Source organism: Methylobacterium sp. 2A (assembly GCF_009806555.1).
Taxonomy (GTDB): Bacteria; Pseudomonadota; Alphaproteobacteria; order Rhizobiales; family Beijerinckiaceae; genus Methylobacterium.
The window spans coordinates 106,981-129,679 of sequence record NZ_VUOK01000040.1; the positions used below are offsets into that span (position 1 = coordinate 106,981).

Annotated in this window: 21 protein-coding genes and 2 tRNA genes; 9 read left to right on the forward strand and 14 right to left on the reverse strand. The window is 70.6% G+C overall.

Annotation, left to right across the window (positions count from 1 at the left end):
• Positions 1-279: 279 nt before the first annotated feature.
• Positions 280-355, reverse strand: a tRNA-Asn gene (locus FVE89_RS18970).
• Positions 356-823: 468 nt separating this feature from the next.
• On the opposite strand from FVE89_RS18970, the gene FVE89_RS18975 reads away from it, so the two are divergent.
• Entirely contained in the window at positions 824-2,503 is a 1,680-nt protein-coding gene (locus FVE89_RS18975; RefSeq protein WP_160535656.1) for a methyl-accepting chemotaxis protein, read from the forward strand.
• A 104-nt stretch (positions 2,504-2,607) separates the two neighbouring features.
• Here FVE89_RS18975 and FVE89_RS18980 read toward each other — a convergent pair.
• The 3 genes from FVE89_RS18980 to rocF all read right to left on the reverse strand — a co-directional run bounded on the left by FVE89_RS18980 (position 2,608) and on the right by rocF (position 4,627).
• Positions 2,608-2,681: transfer RNA gene (locus FVE89_RS18980), tRNA-Cys, on the reverse strand.
• 117 nt (positions 2,682-2,798) lie between these two features.
• Positions 2,799-3,659 carry an urease accessory protein UreD gene (locus tag FVE89_RS18985; protein ID WP_160535658.1) on the reverse strand — a complete coding sequence of 287 codons (861 nt, stop codon included), beginning with the start codon at positions 3,657-3,659 and terminating at the stop codon, positions 2,799-2,801.
• Entirely contained in the window at positions 3,659-4,627 is a 969-nt protein-coding gene (gene rocF, locus FVE89_RS18990) for an arginase (RefSeq protein ID WP_160535660.1), read from the reverse strand. Before rocF ends, FVE89_RS18985 begins: the two co-directional genes overlap by 1 nt.
• 355 nt (positions 4,628-4,982) lie before the next feature.
• Between rocF and FVE89_RS18995 the strand changes: the two genes are divergently transcribed.
• Entirely contained in the window at positions 4,983-7,139 is a 2,157-nt protein-coding gene (locus FVE89_RS18995; protein ID WP_160535662.1) for a methyl-accepting chemotaxis protein, read from the forward strand.
• Positions 7,140-7,487: 348 nt separating this feature from the next.
• Here the strand turns inward: FVE89_RS18995 and FVE89_RS19000 are convergent, their stop codons facing one another.
• A complete protein-coding gene (locus tag FVE89_RS19000; RefSeq protein ID WP_160535663.1) occupies positions 7,488-8,897 on the reverse strand; it encodes an ATP-binding protein in 1,410 nt (469 codons plus the stop codon).
• Complete coding sequence (locus FVE89_RS19005) at positions 8,894-9,649, reverse strand: response regulator (RefSeq protein ID WP_202130913.1); 756 nt, start codon at positions 9,647-9,649, stop codon at positions 8,894-8,896. The genes FVE89_RS19000 and FVE89_RS19005 overlap by 4 nt, the downstream gene beginning before the upstream one ends.
• Positions 9,650-9,932: 283 nt before the next feature.
• Here FVE89_RS19005 and FVE89_RS19010 point away from each other — a divergent pair, with 283 nt between their 5' ends.
• Entirely contained in the window at positions 9,933-11,798 is a 1,866-nt protein-coding gene (locus tag FVE89_RS19010) for a glycoside hydrolase family 15 protein (protein WP_160535667.1), read from the forward strand.
• Here the strand turns inward: FVE89_RS19010 and FVE89_RS19015 are convergent.
• From FVE89_RS19015 to FVE89_RS19040, 6 genes are all read right to left on the reverse strand, one after another.
• A complete protein-coding gene (locus FVE89_RS19015) occupies positions 11,747-12,010 on the reverse strand; it encodes a hypothetical protein (RefSeq protein WP_160535669.1) in 264 nt (87 codons plus the stop codon). The two genes, FVE89_RS19010 and FVE89_RS19015, sit on opposite strands and share 52 nt — an antisense overlap.
• Entirely contained in the window at positions 11,994-12,263 is a 270-nt protein-coding gene (locus FVE89_RS19020) for a type II toxin-antitoxin system ParD family antitoxin (RefSeq protein WP_246731003.1), read from the reverse strand. The genes FVE89_RS19015 and FVE89_RS19020 overlap by 17 nt, the downstream gene beginning before the upstream one ends.
• 267 nt (positions 12,264-12,530) lie before the next feature.
• The gene (locus tag FVE89_RS19025; RefSeq protein WP_160535671.1) at positions 12,531-14,048 is read right to left on the reverse strand and encodes a DUF2336 domain-containing protein; all 1,518 of its coding nucleotides are present in this window, start codon (positions 14,046-14,048) and stop codon (positions 12,531-12,533) included.
• Positions 14,045-15,127 carry a lytic transglycosylase domain-containing protein gene (locus tag FVE89_RS19030; RefSeq protein WP_160535960.1) on the reverse strand — a complete coding sequence of 361 codons (1,083 nt, stop codon included), beginning with the start codon at positions 15,125-15,127 and terminating at the stop codon, positions 14,045-14,047. Before FVE89_RS19030 ends, FVE89_RS19025 begins: the two co-directional genes overlap by 4 nt.
• A 90-nt stretch (positions 15,128-15,217) precedes the next feature.
• Positions 15,218-15,847: a flavin reductase family protein gene (locus tag FVE89_RS19035; RefSeq protein ID WP_160535673.1), complete on the reverse strand. Its 630-nt coding sequence runs from the start codon at positions 15,845-15,847 to the stop codon at positions 15,218-15,220.
• Between the two features lie 159 nt (positions 15,848-16,006).
• Entirely contained in the window at positions 16,007-16,570 is a 564-nt protein-coding gene (locus FVE89_RS19040) for a nitroreductase (RefSeq protein ID WP_160535675.1), read from the reverse strand.
• Between the two features lie 148 nt (positions 16,571-16,718).
• Between FVE89_RS19040 and FVE89_RS19045 the strand changes: the two genes are divergently transcribed.
• Positions 16,719-17,642, forward strand: a complete 924-nt coding sequence (locus FVE89_RS19045) for a hypothetical protein (protein WP_160535677.1) — start codon at positions 16,719-16,721, stop codon at positions 17,640-17,642.
• Between the two features lie 13 nt (positions 17,643-17,655).
• Here the strand turns inward: FVE89_RS19045 and FVE89_RS19050 are convergent, their stop codons facing one another.
• Entirely contained in the window at positions 17,656-18,528 is an 873-nt protein-coding gene (locus FVE89_RS19050) for a DMT family transporter (protein ID WP_160535679.1), read from the reverse strand.
• Between the two features lie 285 nt (positions 18,529-18,813).
• On the opposite strand from FVE89_RS19050, the gene FVE89_RS19055 reads away from it, so the two are divergent.
• On the forward strand, positions 18,814-19,212 hold the full coding sequence (locus tag FVE89_RS19055) for a PRC-barrel domain-containing protein (protein ID WP_160535681.1): 399 nt from the start codon (positions 18,814-18,816) through the stop codon (positions 19,210-19,212).
• A 74-nt stretch (positions 19,213-19,286) separates the two neighbouring features.
• Here FVE89_RS19055 and FVE89_RS19060 read toward each other — a convergent pair whose 3' ends face one another.
• Positions 19,287-19,529 (reverse strand): hypothetical protein, encoded by a 243-nt coding sequence (locus FVE89_RS19060; RefSeq protein WP_160535683.1) that lies wholly within the window; start codon positions 19,527-19,529, stop codon positions 19,287-19,289.
• A gap of 358 nt (positions 19,530-19,887) precedes the next feature.
• On the opposite strand from FVE89_RS19060, the gene FVE89_RS19065 reads away from it, so the two are divergent.
• The 4 genes from FVE89_RS19065 (at position 19,888) to FVE89_RS19080 (ending at position 22,697) form a co-directional block, all read left to right on the forward strand.
• Positions 19,888-20,304, forward strand: coding sequence for a phosphohydrolase (locus FVE89_RS19065; protein WP_246731005.1), 417 nt, complete (start codon positions 19,888-19,890; stop codon positions 20,302-20,304).
• 204 nt (positions 20,305-20,508) lie between these two features.
• A complete protein-coding gene (locus FVE89_RS31245) occupies positions 20,509-20,736 on the forward strand; it encodes a hypothetical protein (protein ID WP_160535687.1) in 228 nt (75 codons plus the stop codon).
• Between the two features lie 150 nt (positions 20,737-20,886).
• Complete coding sequence (locus tag FVE89_RS19075) at positions 20,887-21,348, forward strand: DUF2231 domain-containing protein (RefSeq protein WP_246731007.1); 462 nt, start codon at positions 20,887-20,889, stop codon at positions 21,346-21,348.
• Positions 21,349-21,356: 8 nt separating this feature from the next.
• Complete coding sequence (locus FVE89_RS19080) at positions 21,357-22,697, forward strand: sorbosone dehydrogenase family protein (RefSeq protein WP_160535964.1); 1,341 nt, start codon at positions 21,357-21,359, stop codon at positions 22,695-22,697.
• The last annotated feature ends 2 nt before the right edge of the window (positions 22,698-22,699 follow it).

A 22,699-nucleotide genomic window follows, 5' to 3' on the forward strand; every position in this document is an offset into this window, starting at 1 on the left:
ATCGAGATTGGAGTCCCGTTCACTGGTGTAATCTACCGATGAGCAGGCTGACATTGACGCAGGCCGCGCGCCGGTTTGCGAACAGCTCGGCTATTCGGCGCGCCGGACCCGGGGCCGCCTGCGCACGGTGAAAGCAGGAGCCCCCGCAAGCGATCGGATCTTGGGACGTTCAGGCCGCGAGGGATTCGAGCCGTTGCCTCTCCGGTCCGCGTCAAGGACGCTCCAGCATCGACGGGATCCGACGCCGGACACGTTCTGCTGATCGGATGGGAGGATCGATGGCTCCCCGAGCAGGACTCGAACCTGCGACAAGGCGATTAACAGTCGCCTGCTCTACCAACTGAGCTATCGGGGATCACGGAGGCGTCTCTACACACCGGCGCGGCCGGATGCAAGGGCTTTGATGCGATCGCTGCACCCATTCTGGCTGTGTGTCGCTGCGCTCCGTCGACGGACCGACGCGGCCGCATGGCCGTCGCCGACCGTGCGCGCACGCAGCCGGGATAGCCAACGAGACCCGAATCGTCCTCCCCGACGTCAGCCGCAGCGCCCGATCACCCCGCGATCGGCACCCGTAGTCGAGCTGAAATGCTGTGCAGATTTCGGGGTCGGACGTTCGGTGCGCCCGAAGGGATGAAATCGGATCCCAGGATGCGCGAGCAGTCATGCGCCAAATGTATACAAATACTCCCGTTCGACAGAAATTGATTGTCTTGGGTCGACGATTTTTTCGGCATTTGCCGGCTATATTTAACTGTGCAGACCTTCGGACTGCGGTATGGCTCGCGGGTCTCAGCCCTCGTGCAAAAGTGGCTTCGCTTTGATGCGCATCTCCCTCGGCCTCAAGCTCGCGGCAGTGGTCGGCCTCCTGACCGTCGTCGCCATCGGCATCGCGGCTTTCGCCGTGCGCCAGTCGGACCTGGAGCAGGAGCGCGCGGCAGCCACCGACAAGATCTGGAATGCCGGTCTGCAGGCCGGTGCGCTGGGGCAGGCGATCGAGCATGCGGTCGTGCAGGCGACGGCCCTCTTCACCTCCGAGGATGTGACGGAGGCCCGGACGCGCCTCTCCGCGCTCCATGAGGCGCTGGCCACGGTCGAGCAGGTGCGCGTGCCGTTCCTCGAGGCCATGGAGGATCAGCTCCCCGAGGACCGCCGCCGCCGGTTCGATCTCTTCGTCAAGGAATTCATCGCCTACCAGAACGACACGGCCGAGCTGGGCCTCACCGTGTCCCCCAAGGCGGCCCTGATCCAGGCGACCGACGAGGCGACGGTGAAGAACCGGGAGCACATGGTGGCGGAGATCGGCCTGCTGGGACGGGAAGTGCTGAGCCGCCTGAATGCCCGGCGCGCCGCTGATACCGCCGACCGCAGGCGGGCGCGGATCACGCTGATCGCCGTGCCGGCCGTGGCGCTCGCCTTCGGGATGCTCGTGGCGATCTGGATCATCTTGACGCAGGTCCGGCGGCCGCTGCATCGCCTCAAGGCCAGCATGACGGCGCTCGCCGCCAACGAGCTGGGTCGGCCGATCCCGTTCACGCATCGCCGCGATGAGATCGGCGAGATGGCCGGCGCGATCGCGGCCTTCCAGACGGCCCTGATCGAGAAGCGGGACCTCGACGCAGAGGCGCAGGCCCGGCGCGATCGCGACCACACCCGGGCGGAAAAACTGGCGGCCGCGACCCGCGAATTCGAGGTCGAGACACAGCGGGCGGTGGCCGATCTCGCGGGATCGGCCAAAGCGATGCAGGCGGCGGCGGACACGCTCTCGGGCAACGCCAGCGACGTGGCGGCCCGGGCGACCGTGGTGGCGGATACCTCCAGTCAGACGGCGGGCATCGTCGACAGCATCGCCAGCGCGGCTGAGGAACTTTCGGCTTCGGCCCGCGAGATCGAGGGGCGGGTCCGCCATACCAGCGAGATCGCATCCCTGGCCCTGGCCGATACGCGGGGTCTGGAGGAGACCGTCCGCTCGCTCACCGAGGCGGCGGAGGAAATCGGCGCGGTCGTGACGCTCATCCGCGACGTCGCCGAGCAGACCAATCTGCTGGCACTGAATGCCACCATCGAGGCGGCCCGCGCCGGTGCCGCGGGCCGCGGCTTCGCCGTGGTCGCGGCGGAGGTCAAGGCGCTCGCCGGCCAGACCGCGGTCGCCACCGACCGCATTACCGGGCAGGTCGGTTCGATCCAGGGCGCCGCCGACCGGACCGTCAGCGCCATCGAGTCGATCGCCCAGACGATCGCCCGCATGAGCCTGATCGCGTCCGAGGTCGCGGAAGCGACCGATCAGCAGGGCAATGCCAGCCAGGAGATCGCGCGGGCCATCCTGAACGCCGCGGCCGACGCCCGAAAGGTGTCCGAGAGCGTCGCCGGCGTCCGGGCCGCTGCCGCCTCCAACGAGGCGCAGGCCGATCAGGTGCGCGGCAGCGCCGCGCGGGTCAACACCGGAACGGACAGCCTGCAGCAGGCGATCGAGACCTACATGATGCAGGTCCACGGCGCCTGACCATCGTCCCGAACGGCATCCGCCGGCTCACGGGCCGATGCCGAAGGGCCGCCCGGCCCGCGCCGTCGCGGGCCGCTCGCCAGGGCTGATGTCGAAAGGAAGAATGGAGGCCTCGCCCGGAATCGAACCGGGGTGCAAGGATTTGCAGTCCTCTGCGTAACCACTCCGCCACGAGGCCTTACCGACAGCCCGCAGGCGCCGTGCGGAGCTTGGCGGACAGCTCCGGGTGCGCGTCTCTAGCAGAGGTCGGCGGTTCCAGGCAACGGCTTCGATGCGGCCGCCGGGCCGGATCGTTTCAGCACTGCCAGACCCGCGGCATCGGGAGGCCGCGGTAGCCGGCGAGGCAATGGGCCATGAGCGCACGCAGGGGACCCACGCCCCGCGCGAGGGCGCGCACCACGAGATGCCCGTTCCAGGCGCTCGCTGCCGCCTCGATCCCGGCCGGATCGGCCGCTTTCAGGAGGGCGCGGGCTTCCTCCAGCCGGCCCTCGGCCCCGTCGGAAACATCCAGCAGCGTCGCGCAGGCGCACGCGCCGCCGCCGATCGCCGGGCGGGCCAGGAGATCGCTGATCGGGCCCGCGATCGTGAAAGTGTCGGCATAGGCGAGCCGGCCGGCGCGACGCACGCGCCAGGAATCCGAGAACAGGCCGGCCGTGATCCGCTCGCCCCGGGCGACGCGGCCGAAGGCGACGATCTCCACGGCGAGCAGGGATGCGCCGGGGGCAAGATCCGCCTCGAAACGCCGGCTGACCCGGGCCTGATCGAAGAGGATCGTCTCCTGCGGCAGCCAGGCGAGCCTGGCCTCCGCCCCCAGGTTCAGGCGATTCTCGATGCGGCTCACCGGCCCGTCGGAGCGATAGATCTTCTCGGCGGCCGTGGTGGTGAGGGTGAGATCGGCCGCCGGTTCGAGCTCCAGCGCGATCGAGAACGTGTCGCCGCAGGCCACGCCGCCGGCCGTGTTCACGAGGACGGCTTCCAGGCCGCCCGCCCCCCGCGGGAAGCGCAGGCGCGAGGGGCCCGCCTCCGACAGGTCGAGGATCCGCGTGGCGCCGCCCAGGCTGGCCGGTCCGGCTCGCAGCCGGACGCGGCCGTCCGAACGCTGTCGGAGCGGCGCGGTCGCGGTCGTTCGATCCGCATCCGGGCTGTGCGCGTGCATCAGGCGCGCTCGGCCGCGTCGCTCGGCACCGCCTCGACCGGCACGGTCGGCCGATCGAGGATCCGGCGCCCGAACAGGCTCGCCGCGAGCTCGACCAGCACCTTGGCGCTGCGGCCGCGCTCGTCGAGGAAGGGGTTGAGCTCCACGATGTCCAGCGAGCGCACGAGGCCCGAATCGTGCAGCATCTCCATGATCAGATGCGCCTCCCGGAAGGTGGCGCCGCCCGGCACCGTGGTGCCGACGCCCGGGGCGATCGACGGGTCGAGGAAATCGATGTCGAAGCTGACGTGGAGGTGAGCGCCCAGGCCGTCGACCTGCGCGAGGATCTTTCGCAAGGGCGCGACCACGCCGAACTCGTCGATCGTGCGCATGTCGGTGATGCCGACGCGCCGGGCCGTCACCAGGGCGCGTTCACCCGCATCGATGGAGCGCAGGCCGAACAGGTGGACGTTGGCGGGGCTGAGGGCGGGCGGCGCCGGCTCGGCGAACAGGGGCGGGAAGCCCACCTCGCCGCACAGGGCTGCCAGCGGCATGCCGTGGACGTTGCCGGACGGGGAGGTCTCCGGCGTGTTGAAGTCGGCATGGGCATCGAGCCAGAGGACGTAGAGCGGCCGACCCTGCCGGGCGCAGTGCCGCATGACGCCGTCGATCGAGCCGAGGGAGAGGCTGTGGTCGCCGCCCGCGGTCACCGGCACCGCGCCCTGATCGAGCGCAGCCTCGACGACGCGGGACAGGGCGCCTGTCCAGGCGGCTACGGCCTCGAGACCGCGCCCGACCGCGGCGCCATCGGGCGCGATGTCGCCGTGATCGACGACCGAACAGCCGAGGTCGGAGAGGGCACGGACCAGACCGGCCGTGCGCAGGGCCGCCGGCCCCATCAGGGCGCCGGCCTCGCTGGTCCCGATTTCGATCGGCGCGCCGATCAGCGCGATGCGGCATTCGCCGCCGGGTTTGGCCTCGCTCGTCATCCCGTCCCCTCCCGACCTGCGCAACGCCCTCGCTCTAGCAGGCGGCGGGCCGCTGTTCGATGAGGCATCGCGGACGCCATGACCGGGCGGAGAGCCGATGCGCGAAAGACGAGCGGAGTACAAATCAAATATTGAAGTCGTCCAACGTGGTGCCTGCTCGCGCACATGGCCTTACGCCCTGCGCTGGTCGCTGCGGCACAGCAAAACAAATGCTTCTGTTTCGGATATGTTCGGGACTATTGCGGTGCTATTTGGCGTGTCCGCAAAATCTCGGTGCATTGCCGCCGTCACGAAAATTTAAAGAAGCGAATGGGATATAGCGCGTGAGGATGTGCTGAAGTGGCCACGGATGAATATGACGCTGTTGTCTCGGCTGAGCGTGCGGCTTCCCGCGATGATCATCGGCCTCGCATTGCTGAGCGCGACCGTCATGGGCGGATTGAGCTGGTATACGGCGCGATCCGGGCTGATCGATGCAGCGCAGGAGCGCCTGCAATTGGCGGCGGCGGCGCGCCGGGACGGCGTTGAATTGGTCGCGGACCGGATGCAGGCCGACCTGCTGGCGGTCGCCGCCCATCCTCAGATCGTCTCCAATTTCCCGGATCTGATCGAGACCCTCGATCTCGCGAAGGCCGACACCACTGCACTGCTCGAAGCTTTTCGGGCGCCTCAGACGGTCGAGGCACGGGTCGCGCTCGACGGCAGCGGCATGCCCACGATGTACGCACGTCGGCACGTCAAGGTGCAGGAGGTGGCGCGCAAGCTCGTCGCCCAGCCGGGCTACGCCGATCTGATCTTCGTCGATGAGGCCGGCCGGATCGTCTACACGACCACGAAGGGGGCCGATTTCGCCAGATCGGTTTCGGATTCGGATCTCGCGCAGACCGGCCTCGCCCGCCTCGTCGCCCGGCTGAAGGCGGCCGATCCGGGCGCGGTGCTGTTCGAGGATTTCGGCGCCTACCCAGTGGACGGCGTTCCGGCCGCCTTCATCGGCCGAGCCATGACCAAGCGCGCCAACGTCGCCATGGGGACCGCGCAGGCGGCGGAGCGGATCGGCTTCATCATCATGCGGGTCACCCCGGCCCTGTTCGATCAGACGCTGGCCAAGCGAGCCGGGCTCGGCGAGACGGGACAGATCTTCGCCGCCGGCGCCGATGGTCTCCTGCGCAGCAATCCCCCGCTGAACCCCGGTGCGAAGGCCGGGGGCAGCGTCGCGCTCCTGGGGATCGCCGCCGACCGTCTCAAGGCGGGCGGTGATCTCGTCGTCACCGCCCCGGACGGACCGCACTTGGCGGCCACCTCCGCGCTCAGCGTGCTCGGCGCGCCCTGGATCGTGGTCGCCGAGCAGTCGGAGGCCGAAGCGATCGCGGCGGTCCGCGCCCTCTCGTACACGCTGGTGTTGATCGGCCTCTGCATCCTGGCGGCGACGACCGTGCTCGGCCTGCTGCTGGCCCGCTCGATCGTGGCGCCGCTCGGTGCCCTGACCCGCGCGCTGAAGGCGCTCGCCGACCGTCAGGCGCTGCACGATGTGCCCGGCAGCAGGCGGCGGGACGAGATCGGCGACATCGCCCGGGCCGTGGTGACGATCCACGAGATGTCCCTGGAGGATGCGGCGCAGCAATTGCAGACTCGCGAGGCCGGGCGCCTGCGGGAGGAGCAGAACCGGCGGGCCATGCTGCAGGAGCTGGCCGACGGATTCGAGCGGTCGGTCGGCGGCATCGCCGAGGACCTGACCGAGGCCGTGTCGGCGCTTCAGGACGCGTCCGGCGCCATGCGGGTTGCGGTCGCGGGCACGTCAGAGCGCTCGACCAGCGTCGCCGGGGCGGCCCGCCAGACATCCGACAACGTCGACACGGTCGCGGCGGCCGCCGAGGAACTGGGCGCGTCCGTGCGGGAGATCGGCCGTCAGGTCGAGCAGGCGACCGGCCTGTCGGCCACGGCTGTCGGGGAGGCCCGGCGCGCCGAGCAGACCATGACCGACCTCGCCACGGCGGCGATGCGAATCGGCGATGTCGTCGGGATCGTCTCGACCATCGCCGGGCAGACCAACCTTTTGGCGCTGAACGCAACCATCGAGGCGGCCCGGGCGGGCGAGGCGGGGCGCGGATTCGCGGTGGTCGCGGCCGAGGTCAAGGAACTCGCTACCCAAACGAGCCGCGCCACCGAGGAGATCGGGCGGCAGGTGGCCGCGATCCAGACCGTCACCGGGGATGCCGTGTCGGCCATCCGGGAGGTCGCCTCGCAGATCGAGGCGATGAACGAGGTGTCGACCGGCATCGCCGCAGCCGTGGACCAGCAGGGCGTCACCACCCAGGATATCGTTCGCAGCATGAGTCAGGCATCCGCCGGAACCGGCATGATGACGGCCGATATCGCCGAAGTCGCCCGGGTCGCCGACGATGCCGGCCACGCTGCCGCCTCGGTGGCGCAGGCCTCCGACACCCTGGCGGCGCGCGCGGAGCAACTCCGTGCTCAGGTCGCGCAGTTCCTGGGTCATATCCGGGCGGCCTGAAACCGTGCCCGAGCGCGTTGTCCCGCGGGACATGACGGCGGCGTGCCCGCGGACCTTCCGAGCGCGACGGGTTCCTCCCCCATGCGGCCCATGTTGGTCACCTGACTGCGCCGAGGCGCGCGCCTCCCCTGGCGTCCCGGGCTTGCCCGGTATCGCTCAAGCTTCTTGGGAGGAGTCGGAAGCGGGCGTGGAGCAGACGGCACCGCTGCGCCCCATCCCCGATTATCCCTACCCCTGCCCCCTCCCCACAGGGGCGAGGGAAGACACGCGTGTCTTTCAGCCTGATGTGTCGTGACGCGCTCGCGCCGAACCGGTATCCACCCGGGCGGAGCGCGCCCGAGCGGATCCTCAGGCCGCCTCGGCCGGCGCCGGCGCCGGCTTGCGCGCCGCCTGCCCGGCAAAAACCTGCGCGGCGAGCGGCAGTTCGATCACGGCATCGAGGCCGCTCTCGCGAGCGTTCTCCAGAATCAGCCGCCCGTCATGCGCCTCGACGATGGCCTGCACGATCGAGAGGCCCAGGCCGAAGCCCCGCGCCTCGTTGAGGTTCCGGGCCCGGTCGCCGCGGACGAACGGCTGCAGCATCGCCTCGCGCTCCGCCTCCGGAATGCCAGGCCCTGAGTCGCGCACGCAGACGCGGACCCCGCGCGCGGAGGTCTCCATGTCGACCTCCGCCCGGCCGCCGTACTTCACGGCGTTGTCGACGAGATTCGTCACCGCGCGCTGCAATTCCTCGGGGCGACCTCGGACGAGGACGTGGCGGCTTCGGCCGACGCTCACCGGCGCGCCGATATCCGCGAAATCGTCGCAGACCGTCTGCACCACGGAGGCGAGGTCGACGAGCGTGAAGCTGCTCGCATCCCGCGCCTGACCGTCGCGCACGAAGGAGAGGGCCGCCTCCACGAGTCCGTTCATCTGGTCGAGGTCGCGCAGGGTGGCGGCCCGGGCATTGTCGTCCTCGATGAACTCGGCGCGCAGGCGCAGGCGGGTGATCGGCGTGCGCAGATCGTGGCTGATCGCCGCGAGCATCTGGGTGCGGTCGTCGATCAGCCGGCGCACCCGCGAGCGCATCCGGTCGAGCGCCCGCGACACGGCGAGCACTTCGCGCGGCCCCGCCTCCGGCAGGGCGACGTGGTCGTCGCGGGCTCCGAACGCCTCCGCGGCGCCGGCGAGGCGCTTCAGCGGCGCGGTCAGCGCGCGTGTGGCCCAGACGCAGAGCAGCGCCAGCGTGAGCGCCAGGAACACCACGGTGAAGATCAGGGCGCCCTGCTTGGGCGGGCGGAGCGGATCGTTCGGCAGGGTGGCCTGCAGCGTCGCGCCGCCGGCCGTGACGATGCCGACGTGGAGCCGTCCGGCCGAACGCTCCTGCTCCGGGTCGCCCGCGGACAGGTCGACGATCGTGACCGGCCGGCCGGCGCCGTTGCGCAGGCGGCGGATGACCGGCAGATCCGGAACCGGTTCGGCCCCGGGCGGAGCCTCGCCGTCCCAGGCTTCGACATGGAGCAGCGGCAGGCCGCGCCCGCTGGCCAGGAGCGCCGGCCGGGCCGCCGGATCGACCGAATCGAGGAGCCGCGACAGCATGCCGAGGCGGCTCGCGGCGACGCCGGGCAATTCGTCGGGATTCTGCGGCTCGTGCAGCAGCAGGAACGCCGCGGTGGCGACCATATGCGCCACCGCGATGCCCGCCACCACGAGCAGCGCGATCTGCCCCGCGATGGTCGCGGGCCGCAGCCGGGCGCGCAGCCGCCGCAGCACGCTCATGAGCGCGTGACCTCCGGCGTGAACAGGTAGCCCCCGGAGCGGATCGTCCGGATGAATTCGGGATTGCGGGTATCGCGCTCGATCTTCTGGCGGATCCGGGAGATCAGCACGTCGATGCTGCGCTCGAACGGGCCGGCGGCCCGTCCCTGCGTCAGATCGAGCAGCTGATCGCGCGACAGGACCCGGCCGGGGCGCAGGCACAGGGCGTGCAGCAGGTCGAACTCCGCCCCCGTGATGGCGATGCGGGCGCCTTCCGGTGAGAGCACCTGCCGGAGGGACACGTCCAGCGTCCAGCCGGAGAAGTGCAGGCGCCGCCGCTCGTCCGTGTCGGGCGCCTCGGCGGCCACCCGGCGCAGGATCGCGCGGATGCGGGCGAGAAGCTCCCGCGGGTTGAACGGCTTGGCGAGATAATCGTCGGCGCCGAGTTCCAGCCCGAGGATCCGGTCGACATCCTCGGATTTCGCCGTCAGCATCAGGATCGGGATCTGCGAGGATCCGCGCAGGCGGCGGCACAGGCTCAAGCCATCCTCGCCCGGCAGCATCAGATCGAGCACGATCAGGTCGATGCGCGATTCCGCGAGAGCGCGGTCCATGTCGGTCCCGTCGCCGGCGAGCGTCACGCGGCAATCGTTCCCGCGCAGATAGCGCGCGATCAGCGTCGAGATCTCCCGATCGTCCTCCACGACCAGGATGTGGGGGGTTGCCGGTGTCGTCATCGCGACGGAGTCTGTTTGCGGTTCGGCGTGCATCATCGCGCTATCATGCCCCGAACCGGCGATTATTCGAAGACGGCCGGCAGAACCAATTTGTAAGCGCGTGTTTCCCTGCCGCCGCCCGCAGCGATACGCCCGAGGCGCGGCGTCATCTCTTTCGCGGGGCCGCCATCGAGGGCCGGTCCGAGGCTGACCTCTTCCCGGTTGCTTCCCGTCCTGCGGCGAATCGTCGAGCCGGACTCCCCATGCGGATCACCCCGGCTAACTCCCCGGATCAGCATTCGCCCAGCTTGACGGGTGAGGCCGCCATCCGGAATCCCCCGTGTCGAAGCCCATCAGTGACTACGCCCTCATCGGCGACACCCATTCCTGCGCCCTGATCGCCCGCGACGGCTCGATCGACTGGCTGTGCTGGCCGCGCCACGATTCGCCGGCCCTGTTCGTGAAACTCCTCGACGACGAGACGGGCGGCGCCTGCAGCGTGGCGTTCGACGACCTCGACGGGACGGCGCGGCGCTACCTGCCCGACACCAACATCCTGGAAACCACGTTCACGACGCGCACGGGCCGGGCACGCCTGGTCGATGTGATGCCGGTGAACCCCCCGAGCCCCGAGCCCGAGGAGGGCCCGGATGGCGAGGGCGAGAGCCGGCTGATCCGCATGCTCACCTGCGAGGCGGGCAGCGTCGCCGGCGTCTTCTGGGTGTGCCCGACCTTCGATTATGCGCGCCGCCCCAGCACGCCCAGCGTCGAAGGCGCGTCCGTGCTGTTCGAGGCCGGCGACTGGCGGCTGCGGGTCAACGCGCATCCGCAGCCGGTGCTGAGCGATGGCCGCGCCGAGATCCGCTTCACCCTGGCGGCGGGCGAGACCGCCTATCTGGTCCTCACCCACGGCGAGGATCAGCAAGACGCCTCGATCGACGACTTGTCGGGCGCGCAGCGCCGCCTGGAGACCACGGAGGCGTACTGGCGCCGCTGGTGCGCCCGCAGCACCTATCGCGGGGCCTATCGCGACGCGGTGATGCGCTCGGCCCTCTGCCTGAAGCTGCTGACCTATTCGCCCTCCGGCGGCATCCTGGCCGCCGCGACCGCGGGCCTGCCGGAGGCCGTCCCGGGCAACCGCAATTACGATTACCGCTTCACCTGGCTGCGCGACGCCTCCTTCACCGTGACGGCCTTCGTGATGCTGGGCTACGTGCGCGAAGCCTCTGAGTTCCTGCGCTTCCTGCGCGAGCGGGACGGCACCTACGGCCGCGAGACGCGCCTGATGTACGGGATCGCCGACGGCATGCCGCCCGAGGAGGAACTCGACCACCTCGCCGGCTGGAACGGCGTGCGGCCCGTGGTGATCGGCAACCTCGCCGAGGCGCAGGACCAGCACGACATTTACGGCGAGTTGCTGCGGGCCCTGTGCATCTTCCTGGAGGCGGTCGACTACGACCCGCCCGAGAAGGTCAACGACCGTCTGCCCGAGGTGCTCGACAACCTCACGGCGCGGGCCATCCGCCACCGTCACGACGCGGATAGCGGCATCTGGGAGCTGCGGACGGGACCGCGCCAACAGGTCCACACCAAGGCGATGATCTGGGTGGCGCTGACCGATGCGGCGCGGATCGCCCGGAACATCGCGGGCGTGTCCGAGGCGAAAATCGCGGAATGGGAGCGCATCGCCGCCGAGGTCCGGCAGGACTATCTGGACAGGGGCTGGAGCGAGGAGAAGCAGGCCTATGTCGGCGCCTACGACGCGCACCACCTCGACGCCGCCGTGCTGCGCGTCGCGCTGTTCGGAGCGCTCGATCCGAAGGACCCGCGTACGCGCGCGACGCTCGCCGCGGTCGAGCGCGAACTCGGGGTCGGCGACCTGATCTACCGCTACCGGATGGATGACGGGCTCGTGGGCGACGAAGGCACCTTCACGGCCTGCGCGTTCTGGCGCGTCGGCTGTCTCGCCCTCGACGGCCGCACCGCCGAGGCCAAGGCGGCCTTCGAGCGGCTGATCGCCCGGGGCAACGATCTCGGACTGTTCGCCGAGGAGATCGATCCGGATACCGGCGAGCAGCGCGGGAACACGCCGCAGGGCTTTTCGCACATGGCGCTGATCAACGCCGCCCTGCGCCTGGAGGACAGCATCGCGCGCTACGGACTCGCGGACGCGGCGGATGCCGGGGCGCGCCGGGCCGCCGAGTAATCGCTCATGCGGCCCACATCGATCGGAAGGCCGTCAGAATAGTCGCGGAGCAGGTTGCGCCGGCCGTCCACGACGGTGACGATTTTCACGCCGCTGACCGGATCGAGATCCGAGTCCGGAATGGTTCCTCGCTCGGAGCCGATCGCCTCGTAGATGTTGAGTCCTTCGTCCCGGGCGAGGCGAGTCCAGACGATGTCAACCGCCGTGTTCACCGTCACTTTTCCCGGCGGGTCGCGCGCGGGCGTCCCGCCGCAGATCGCTGAAATCCAGCGGGCCGACGAGACCGCTGGCAAGCCCGCAATCCCATGCCATGCGGAGTTCGGCGACATCCTGTTCTCGGAGCTGGCGGCGCGTCGACCAGAGCCGCACGGCGTCCCGGACCGCTTCGCTCGTCGAGGCGTACTCCCCCGCCTCCACAGCGGCCCGAATTTCGGCCGCCATAGGCCCGGTGAACACCACCGTCATGCGCTCGATGTCCGCCCTCTGAACCGCTGCCCTGAAGAGCCCTCGTCGGTATGAACAAAGAATAATTCTGCATACCGACGAGGCAAGCTGTGCGGGCCGTCGCCTCGACGGCAATGTCTCAGATTACCAATCGACGCGGCCCGGCGGGAGGGCGACCGTGCAAGCCCGATGTCGGCGCCATGTCGACAAAACCTTGGGGCCGACATTTTGCGACGCGGGTCCGATGGCGAACGCGCCCCGACCTGCAGCGAGCGATGGTTTTCGCGCTCAAGCGGCGATCTTCGCCGCCTTGTCGGCCTCGCCCGCCTTCTCGGTGGACGCCGCAACGCCGCGGCTGGCCCGGAACTGGTCCAGCAGGCTGTCGCCGAGGCTGTTCAGCACGGCTTCCGTGGCGGCCTCGGCGGCCGGGTCCGCCGCCGGTGTCTCGGTCCGATACCAAGCCAGGATCTGCTCCGGCAGCGCGTCCAGGATCGCGCCGACCGGGTTGTTCGGTTCGGCTGCCGCCGCGGCGTCGGCGGTTCCGATCGCGGTTTCGGCGACGACGATTTGTGCGGCCTCGGAGGAGAAGGCGGTCCGGCGCTGGTTCTCCAGCGCGGCGCGCCACGTGGCGTCGAGCGCCTCGGCCTCGCGGCGCGCGGTCTCGCGCGCGACCGCCGCCGCCGCAATGGCGCGGGCGGCTTCCCGGGCCTCGTCGCGGGCGGCCTCGGCCTCGTAGCGGTTGAGCAGCACGAGGACCGGCTGCATCTCGGCCCCCGGCAGGGTGCCGCAGGCCTCGATGGCGCAGGCGATGATCCGCTGCGACAGGCCGGTGCCGCGGACGGGCGCCGCGCGGCGGGCGACGTCCTGCCACGCCCAGAGCGCGGCCTGCATCGCCGGCAGCAGCGCATCGGGCAGACCGGCCCGGTGGTGCAGATCCGCGAAGGCCCGCGGATCGCGCAGGGCCCGGGCAACGCCGGCATGGTCCTGGCCGGACAGGTCGGCGAGCGCCGCGAGGGCGAAGTCGGTCCGCCCGGACAGCACGGCGCGCAGGATCAGGCCGGCGGTCAGCTGATGGCTCGTGCGCAGATGCGTGACCAGCCGGGCGAGGCCGGCGGCCCCGGAATTCTCGCAGACTTCGAGGGCGACGCGCTCGCCGACCTCCCGGCGCAGCCGGTCGCAGCGCTCGCTTCCGAGCCAGCCCCGGTCGATGACGAAGCCGGAAAGCGCCTGCGCCACCGCGAGGCCGATCGCGTGGCGCACCTCGGGCGGGAGATCGGCGCGGACGAGCAGGGCCTCGCGCAGATCGGCCTCCGCACCCCGGCGTTCGATCATGCGCAGCATCCGGCCCGCGGTGATCTTGGCGGTCGGGTTCCGGACGAGGGCGATCAGGGTCTCGAGTTCGCCGATCTCCGCCAGCGCCCCCGAGACGGTGTGGGACAGGTGGTGCCGGGCGGCGATCACCGCCCGCGTCGCCTCGTCGCCGAGGGCGGCGGCGTCCACGAGGTCGGCATCGGTCAGCACCGGTGAGCGCGCCAGGACCAGACGCGCCACCTCCGGCACATCGCACGAGAGCGCGACCACCAGGGGCCGCGGCGTCCGCGCCGAGGCCGCGCAGGTTTCCGCCAGGGCCCGGCGAACGATCGGCGAGGGATCGTCCAGGAGGGTGAGCAGCGCGGTCTTGGCCTCCCAGGCCTCGTCCGTGGGAAGGCCGCCGTAGAGATAGGCCCGCGCCAGCACGGCGGCGGCCTCGGCGCGCCGGGCCGCGGAGGCGGTCTGTGTCCGGGTCAGGAACTCGCGGATGATCATGGACCCCTCCGGGGTGCGAACAGGCTGTTCCTGACGCCGGCCGGGAAACCCGCCGCAGCGAGTTCGGCCGGGCGCCGCGGCGGCAACGGCGGGTTGACGAGGGCGCTGCCGGGCGGCGTCGCCGCAGGTGCGGCGAGTGCGCCGGTCGTGACCGGATCCGGCGTGGATGTGCCCGTGAACGGATCCGCGCCGGTCCGCGGGAAATAGGTCGGCGCGTCGTGCGGGGCCGGCTGGGCGAGGTTCCGCGCCTGCAGGTTCCGCGCTGCGGCGTCCGTGGCCGCGACGCGCGGATCCGTCTGGAACAGGCTGCGCAGGTCGCTGGTGCCGCCGAAGGCCGTGGCGGCGCTCGTGTAGGCAGAGACCGCCTGCGGCGCGGCCGCCTCATCCTGGCGCAGGCCGGTGAGATCGGTGGCGGCCGCGCCCTGGGCGGCCGCCGCGAGGCTGGCGTAGAGTTCGGCCGCGCTCCGCGGACGGCCGGTGCGGTCGTAGAACAGGGCGCGGTTGGCGGCGGCGGCCTCCGGCAGGTCGAGGGCGGCAGCCCGGGCCGGGAAGGCGCGCGCGGTCCCGATCAGCGCCGCCGCGCCCTTCGCGCCGAGCACGTGGGCCACGTAGAGGTCGCCCGCGGTCGGCTCGCGGCCCAGCGCCCCGGACAAAGCCTCGGCATTCTGCTGCGTGAGGGCGCCGGCGAGCGTCGCCGAGACCTTCGGGTCCCGGCGCAGATCGAGGATCGCCTGCCGCTGCCCGGCATCGGCCACCGCGTAAGTGCCGTCGGCCTGCCGGGTGATGGCGTCGGCCTGGGCCTGCAGACCGAGCCGCGGTCCGGCATTCTTCATCACGCCGAGCCAGGTCTGCTCGATGAATTGAAACAGTCCCGTCGCCGACGAGGTCCCGGCCTTCGCGGCGGGATCCAGGGCGGATTCCCGCCGCGCCGCGGCGAGCAGGTAGTCGAATCCGACGCCGCTCGCCATGGCCCCGTCACGGATCGCCTGGACCACCGGTCCGGAAGCGGCCGTCCCCGGCATCACCCGCGCCGGCGGCGGGTTTTCCGGGGGGCTGGACGGCGTGGTGAACAGGAACATCCGGGCGCGCACGGGGGCTGGAGACCCCCGGAATCTGCGCCCGCCATGGTAAACAAGTCCTCAATCGGTCCTGGAGGAACAGGTCCGTTTTCAGGACGGGGAGAACTCGCCCGCGCCCTTCGGACGGCGCATCTGGAAGCGTGTCTCCGGCGTGGCGTGGAAGTAGTCGAAGTAGCCGCCGCGCATGATCGGGTGCATCGCGCCGGTATCGACGAGGCCGTCCTTCACGTAGGCTACATCGACGTAGATCGACACGACCTGGCCGATCACCAGGAAGTTCTCCGCCTCGCTGCCGTCCAGCGGGACCAGCGGCACGGTCTGCAGCCAGCGGCATTCGAGGGCAGCCGGCGAGGCCGCGACCCGCGGCGGGCGCACCTTCTGCGAGGGGGCGGTCGCGAGCTTGGCGAAGGCGAATTCGCTCTCGCCGCGCGGCAGCGGCGCCGAGGAATCGTTCATCCCGTCGCGCAGATCCCAGGTGGCGAGGCTGCACACGAACTCCCGCCCCTCCTCCGCGAAGGTCATGGCGTCCTTCCGGCCGACGGACGAGAAGGCGACCATGTCGTCGGCGACCGCGTTGAAGAACGAGTAGGGCGCGAGGTTCAGCTTGCCGTCGCGGCTCATGGAGCTGATCCAGCCGATCGGCCGGGGCGCGACGATCGCCTTGAGCGGGTTGTGCGGAAGCGCGCGCGCCTCCCGCGGGACGTCGAGATCGTAATGCACCGGGTGACCTCCGAAGCGCCGCCGGCTGGGGCACCGGCAGCGGGACAGATTGACCCTTAACGCATGATCGCATGCGAATGGCGCTCGATCGGACCCTATTCATGGACCGATCTCCCTATCGATGCGCCTTCATGCAGTGAAGGCAACCTCGCATGCGGCTCAGAGATAGGTGACGATCTCGTCGAGCGCAGGGCGCGGCCGGTCGGAGGGCACTTCGCGCGCCCGGCCGATATGGACGAAGCCCGCGAGCTTCTCCCACGGCGCCAGACCCAGCGCGTCCAGCACGCGGCGGTCATAGGCGAACCACTCCGTCAGCCAGGATGTCGCGAACCCGGCCGCATTGGCGGCGATCACGAGGTTCATGGTCGCGGCGCCGGCCGAGAGCACCTGCTCCCAGTCCGGGATCTTCACGTGCGGACCCGCCCGCGACACCACCGCGACGACGACCGGGGCATGCGCCAGCCGGCCGCGCTCCTGCGCGAGCCGCTCCGGCGTCGCGTCGGGATTGTCCGCCTGGAAGGTCGCCGCGATCGTCTCGCCCACCCGGTCGCGCGCCGCACCGGCGATCACGATGAAGCGCCAGGGCGCGAGCTTGCCGTGATCGGGCACCCGGGAGGCCGCCGTGAGGATCGTCTCGAGCTGCGCCCGGTCCGGACCGGGCTCGTCCAGCAGCGGCGGCGGCACCGAGCGGCGGGTCTTCAGGAGATCGAGGGTGGCGGTCATGCGCTCCGTCCCGGGTTCGCGATGCGGATCGGATGTGGCATGCGCCGGTCGCCCGGAAAAGGGCCGCGGGGACGTGCGGCCTTGCCGTCGCCATGGTCCGGATGCAGAGGCGAGGCGGATAGCCGGACAGAGGCAAGGGGTCCGATCGATGCGCACGAGGCTGGCCGCGACGGCGTTGGCGATTGTCGTCACGGGATGCGCGCTCGTGCCCGCCCGCGCCCAGCAGGACCCCATCCAGAACCGCCTCGGCGGCCCGCTGCCCTCGCCCTCGATCACGACGCCGGATCTGCCGCCCGCCCTCCCCTCCGCCGAGCCGGAGGCGCCGCTCTCCCTGTCGGCGCTGCTGTCGGGACCCGGGACCCCGCTGCGCCAGGGCCTCGCGTGGCGGATCTACGAGGAGGCCGGCGACGGCGTCCGGCCGTCGATCGTCGCACGCTCCTCCGAGGCCGAGCCGCGCTTCGTCCTGCCGCCCGGCACCTACACGGCGAATGTGACCTACGGCTTCGCCAGCGCGTCGAAGCGGATCGTCATGGCGGGCCAGCCGATCACCGAGACGCTGCGCGTCGCCGCCGGCGCCCTGAAGCTCTCGGGGGCCGTCGGCGACCAGAAGATCCCTCCGGCCGAGGTCTCGTTCTCGGTCTTCGTGCCGGTCGGGACCAATTCCGAGGGCCGGCTCGTGCGCTCCGGGATCAAGACCGGTGAGCTGCTGCGGCTGCCGGAGGGCACCTACCATGTGGTCTCGATCTATGGTGAGTCGAACGCGATCCAGCGGGCCGACCTCCGGGTCGAGAACGGCAAGGTGACCGAGGCGACCCTCAATCACCGCGCCGCGACCGTGACCCTCAAGCTCGTCGCGGCACCGGGAGCGGAGGCGTTTGCCGGCACCGCCTTCTCCGTGCTCACGCCCGGCGGCGACACGATCCGCGAGGCGATCGGCGCCTTCCCGCAAGTCACGCTCGCGGAGGGCGACTACGTGCTGATCGCCCGCCACGACGGGCAGGTCTACACCCGCGAGTTCAAGGTCGAGAGCGGGCTCGACCGGGATATCGAGGTCGTGGCCAAGGCGGGCTGAGGCGAAGGCCGCGTCAGGCGAACCGCCGCGCCAGGGCGACGCAGAGCGCGACGGCGGCCGCCGCACCGATCATCGCGGGCTCGATCCGCTCGCCGAGCACGAGGGCGGCGACGCCGAGGCCGAGGAATGGCTGCAGCAGCTGGAGCTGCCCGATCGCCGCGATCCCGCCCCGGGCGAGCGCCCGGTACCAGAACACGAAGCCGATCAGCATGCTGAACAGCGCGACGTAGGCGAGCCCCGCCCAGGCCGGCAGCGGGATCGCCGAGACATCGGCCGGTCTCAGCATCAGCGCCAGCGGCAGGCTCACCGGCAGCGACAGGACGGTCGCCCAGGCGATCACCTGCCAGCCGCCGAGCCGCCGCGCCAGGACGCCGCCCTCGGCATAGCCGAGGCCGCAGACCACGACCGCACCCAACATCAGGGCGTCACCGGCCCCGGGCGGAGTCTCGAGTCCGCGGGCGGCGAAGCCGACGGTGACGAGGGCGCCGCAGATCGACAGCAGCCAGAACACGGCAGAGGGGCGTTCACCGGAGCGCAGAGCGCCGAACAGGGCGGTGGCGAGCGGCAGCAGGCCGACGAAGACCGTGCCGTGTGCCGCGCTCACCGTCCGCAGGGCCAGGGCCGTGAGCAGCGGGAAACCAACGACCACGCCGGCCGCCACGATCGCCAGGGCCGGGATGTCATGCCCGCGCGGCCGCTTCTCCCGGAGGAGCACGAGGGTGGCCGCGCCGGCGATCCCGGCGAGCGCGGCCCGCGCGGCGCTGACGAACAGCGCATCCATGCCGGTCAGCGCGAGCCGCGTCGCCACCAGCGACGCGCTGAAGATGGAGACGCCGATGAGACCGTCGATCCACGCGCCCGCAGCGCCCGGCCGCGCCGATGTCATCCCAACTGCCTGCCCCGCCACGCATCCCTCCCGCTCGCGCCAGGGCATCGAGGTGACACCGCAGGCTCGGTGCAGCCAGAGACGATGCCCGGCCGGGCGGCCGATCTGTCCTGGCATGCGGGCAGTACGGTTCGCGGCCACCGACCTCGGCGGCGTCTTCGGCCGGGCGTGCGCGCCGGTCGCGGATGGTTCCATGTTCCAGTGATTAACATTTCTGCGCGGAGGCGGAACGATAACAAGGTCCGGGTCTTACCAGCGACCCATAAGGGCACTTTGGAGACTCAGATGCGCCGCCTTGTTCTCGCTACCCTCGCCGCCGCCGCCCTGGCCGGACCGGCCCTGGCCGCCAACGAGGCGCCCCCGACCGTCGCGCCGAAATTCGAGTCTGTCCCGCAGGATGCGGTCCTGAGCTACAACCTGATCGGGCTCAACGTCACCGACGCGCAGAACAACACCGTCGGCGAGATCAAGGACCTCGTGATCGATCACGACAAGCTCACCGGCTACATCGTCTCGGTCGGCGGCTTCCTCGGCATGGGCGAGCACTACGTCGCGGTCTCCCCGGCCTCGATCGCCCTCGGCTACGATGCCAACGCCAAGAAGTGGAAGGCGGTCATCGGTGCCACCAAGGATCAGCTGAAGTCGGCGCCCGAGTTCAAGTACGACGGCAAGTTCAAGCGCTGAACATCGGCATCCGTCCCCGTCCGCCGATGGGCGGGGACGGCTCTGCACCGCCGAGACGATGCGCGCCGGCCGAGTCAGACCTGACGGTCGAGGGCCTCGCGGGCCAAGCGCGCCACCATCGCCTCCCGCCGCGCCTGACGCAGGATGATCCGGGCCGCAGCCCGCGCATTCGCGGCACGGAGGGCAGCTTGCGGACCGCCCTCGCGCAGCGCGCGCCAGGCCAGGGCGCGAAACCATTTCATGTTGGCGAGCGCCGCCGCCCGGCGGCTGATCGGACCGCCGACATCGAGCGGCTTCTCGAGTGTAACGGACGCCATTGGCTCAATCCTGGACTGCAACCCGCCGCTTGTCCGCTTTCAAGACAAGAAATGGCGTTGCCTGGGCATTTGGGCAATAGAGATGCCATCGACAAACTTCTGACGGATCGTGAAAATTCGGCATCCTCGAAATGCGGTACGCCGAAGGGGCGCAGCTTCGGGTCATCTGCCGTGGCCACGCGGCGGCGAGGCGCGCGGGAACGCGGCGGCGCGGCGGTGACTTCCCGCTTCGGAACGGCCCGACACCGCGTGTCGCCGGACGTCTGCGGCGAGGAAGCCCGTGTCGACGATCTTCGATGCCCATACCTTCGCCCTCACCGCGCATGCGGGCCAGCTCGACAAGGGGGGCGAACCCTGCATGCGGCACCTGGAGCGCGTCGCGAACGCCGCCCTTGCCCGGGCCGGCCATGCCCGTCTCGTCGACGGGCTGGATGTCGACCCGATGGAGATCATGCAGGCCGCGCTGCTGCACGATGTGCTGGAAGACACGCCGCGCACCGCTTCCGACCTGCGGGCGGCCGGCTTCGCGCCGGCGATCGTCCGGACCGTGACGCTCCTGACGAAGCCCGCGGCGCGAATCGCCTATTCGGAGCGAATCACCGCGCTGATCGAAGCCGATGACCTCGCCGCGATTCTCGTGAAGATGTCCGATACCGAGGACAATCTCGTCCCCGCCCGGATTCCGCCCGCCGCATCCTTTCTGAAGGAGCGCTATGCCACCGCATTCGCGCGCCTCAGAGAAGCTGCGGCCGCCAAGGGCTATACGGGCCGCTGACGCCGCACCGCTCCGGTAATGCCGGAACCCCGGCTCCACCCTCCGGTTGGCTTCATATCCGACGCGGGACCCTCCGGACCGCCGCTCCATAGGTTTGAGGTCGTGCCAGGCCCTTCAAAGGGCTGGTGCTCCTTCGAGGGGCGCGTCGAACTGGCGGCTGCGACGTCCGCATGTCGGAGTGGATCGGGGCAGAGAGGCACCCTCATGAGCACGTCGAAGAAGAATCCGGCCGCAGACCGCCATCACGGGGGACCCGGGAGCAGTCACCAGGATGCCTCGAAGCCGCAGGCGCCGCATCATGAAGACCCGCCGCCCGGCGCCCCGACCAACGATTCGAAATCGCACGTTTCGGGCGGCGGCGGCGAGCGCGACAGCCACCACACGCATAGCGGCCAGGGCCGCGCACCGGATCGGACGGATCGTTCGCACTGATTGCCGCGAGCACGTCTCGTGATCCCGGGCGTCGAGCCCGGCGCCCGAAGACCTGATCGTCGGGATCGGAACGTCCGGCTCGGGAACCTTCGGCGGGGCGGGCGGTAATCCAGGCGCCGCACGAGATGGTCACGTGATGAGGACGCGCGCTTGATCCAGCCGACCCCGCAATCGACCGCCCAGGTCGCCGGGCACCCGATCCACGCGATGCTGGTTCCGATTCCGGTCGTGTGCTTCGTCGGGACGCTGGTGACCGACATCGCCTATTGGCTCACCGCCAACATGCAGTGGGCGAACTTCTCGGCCTGGCTGCTGAGCGTCGGGCTGATCGTATCGGCGCTGGCAGTGCTCGCGGGCCTGATCGATTTCTTCGGCGACCGCCGGATCCGGCGGATCCGAACGGCCTGGATCCACGCGGCCGGCAATGCCGTGGCCCTCGTCCTCAGCATCATCAACGTCTTCGTGCACAGCCGTGACGCCTACACGTCGGTGGTCCCGACCGGGCTGATCCTGTCGGCCGTCGTGGTGCTGATCCTGGGGCTGACCGGATGGCTCGGCGCGGCACTCGTGCATCGTCACGGGGTGGGCGTGCAGGCGGAGGAGCGGGCGTGAGACAGGGCATGACCAACGGCCGACGGATCATCGCTGCCGCGATCCTGCTCCCGCTCTGTGCCTGCGGGCCGGATCCGATCGACCCGCAGACGCAGGTCGGGCCGAACCCGCCGCTGCCCGAGCCGCACCAGTATCTCCTCCCGCCGATGCACGTCTCCCATGTGGTCGGCTGGAAGGAGGGCGAGACGCCGCAGGTCGCCGCGGGTCTCCAGATCAAGGCGCTGGCCACGGGCCTGAAGAACCCGCGCTCGATCCTCGTGCTGCCGAACGGCGATATCCTCGTGGCGGAGAGCGGCGGCCCGACGCCGCCGGTCAACCGGCCCAAGGAGATCATCATGGGCTGGCTGGAGCGGAAGTCGCATTCCCCCGAGACCCCGGGCCAGCGCATCACCCTGCTGCGCGACGCCGACGGCGACGGCGTGCCGGAGCAGCGCTCGATCCTCCTCGACAAGCAGAACTCGCCCTTCGGCATGGCGCTGGTCGGAGGCGACCTCTACATCGCCGACACCGACGCGGTGATGCGCTATCCCTACAAGGCCGGCGAGACCCGGATCACCGAACCCGGCGTCAAGCTCACGGAACTCCCGGCGGGTCACATCAATCACCACTGGACCAAGAGCCTGACCGCCAGCCCGGACGGCACCAAGCTCTATGCCGGCGTCGGATCGAACAGCAACATCACCGAGAACGGCATCGACGAGGAGAAGGACCGGGCGGCGATCTGGGAGATCGACCGGGCGACCGGCGCCCACCGGCTCTACGCCACCGGCCTGCGCAACCCGAACGGCCTGACCTTCGAGCCGCAGACCAAGACGCTCTGGTGCGTCGTGAACGAGCGCGATGAGCTCGGCCCCGATCTGGTGCCGGATTACATGACCTCGGTGAAGGATGGCGGCTTCTATGGCTGGCCGTACAGCTACTGGGGCCAGCACGTCGATCCGCGGGTGATGCCGCAGCGGCCCGAGCTGGTCGCCTCGGCGATCATGCCCGACTACTCGCTGAGCTCGCACGTCGCCCCGCTCGGGATGACCTTCTACACCGGGACCGCCCTGCCGCAGACCTATCAGGGCGGCGCGTTCGTCGGCGAGCACGGAAGCTGGGACCGGAGCCCGCTGAACGGCTACAAGGTGGTCTACATCCCGTTCGAGAACGGCAAGCCGGCTGGCAAGGCCCAGGATGTCGTGACGGGCTTCGTGACCGATAACAGCGAGGCCCGCGGACGTCCGGTCGGCCTCGCGGTCGACAGCCACGGCGCCCTCCTCATCGCCGACGATGCCGGCGGAACGATCTGGCGGGTCACCGGCGCGAATTCGCAGTCTCAGGCCGCACCGAACGCGATCGTCCGTTGATC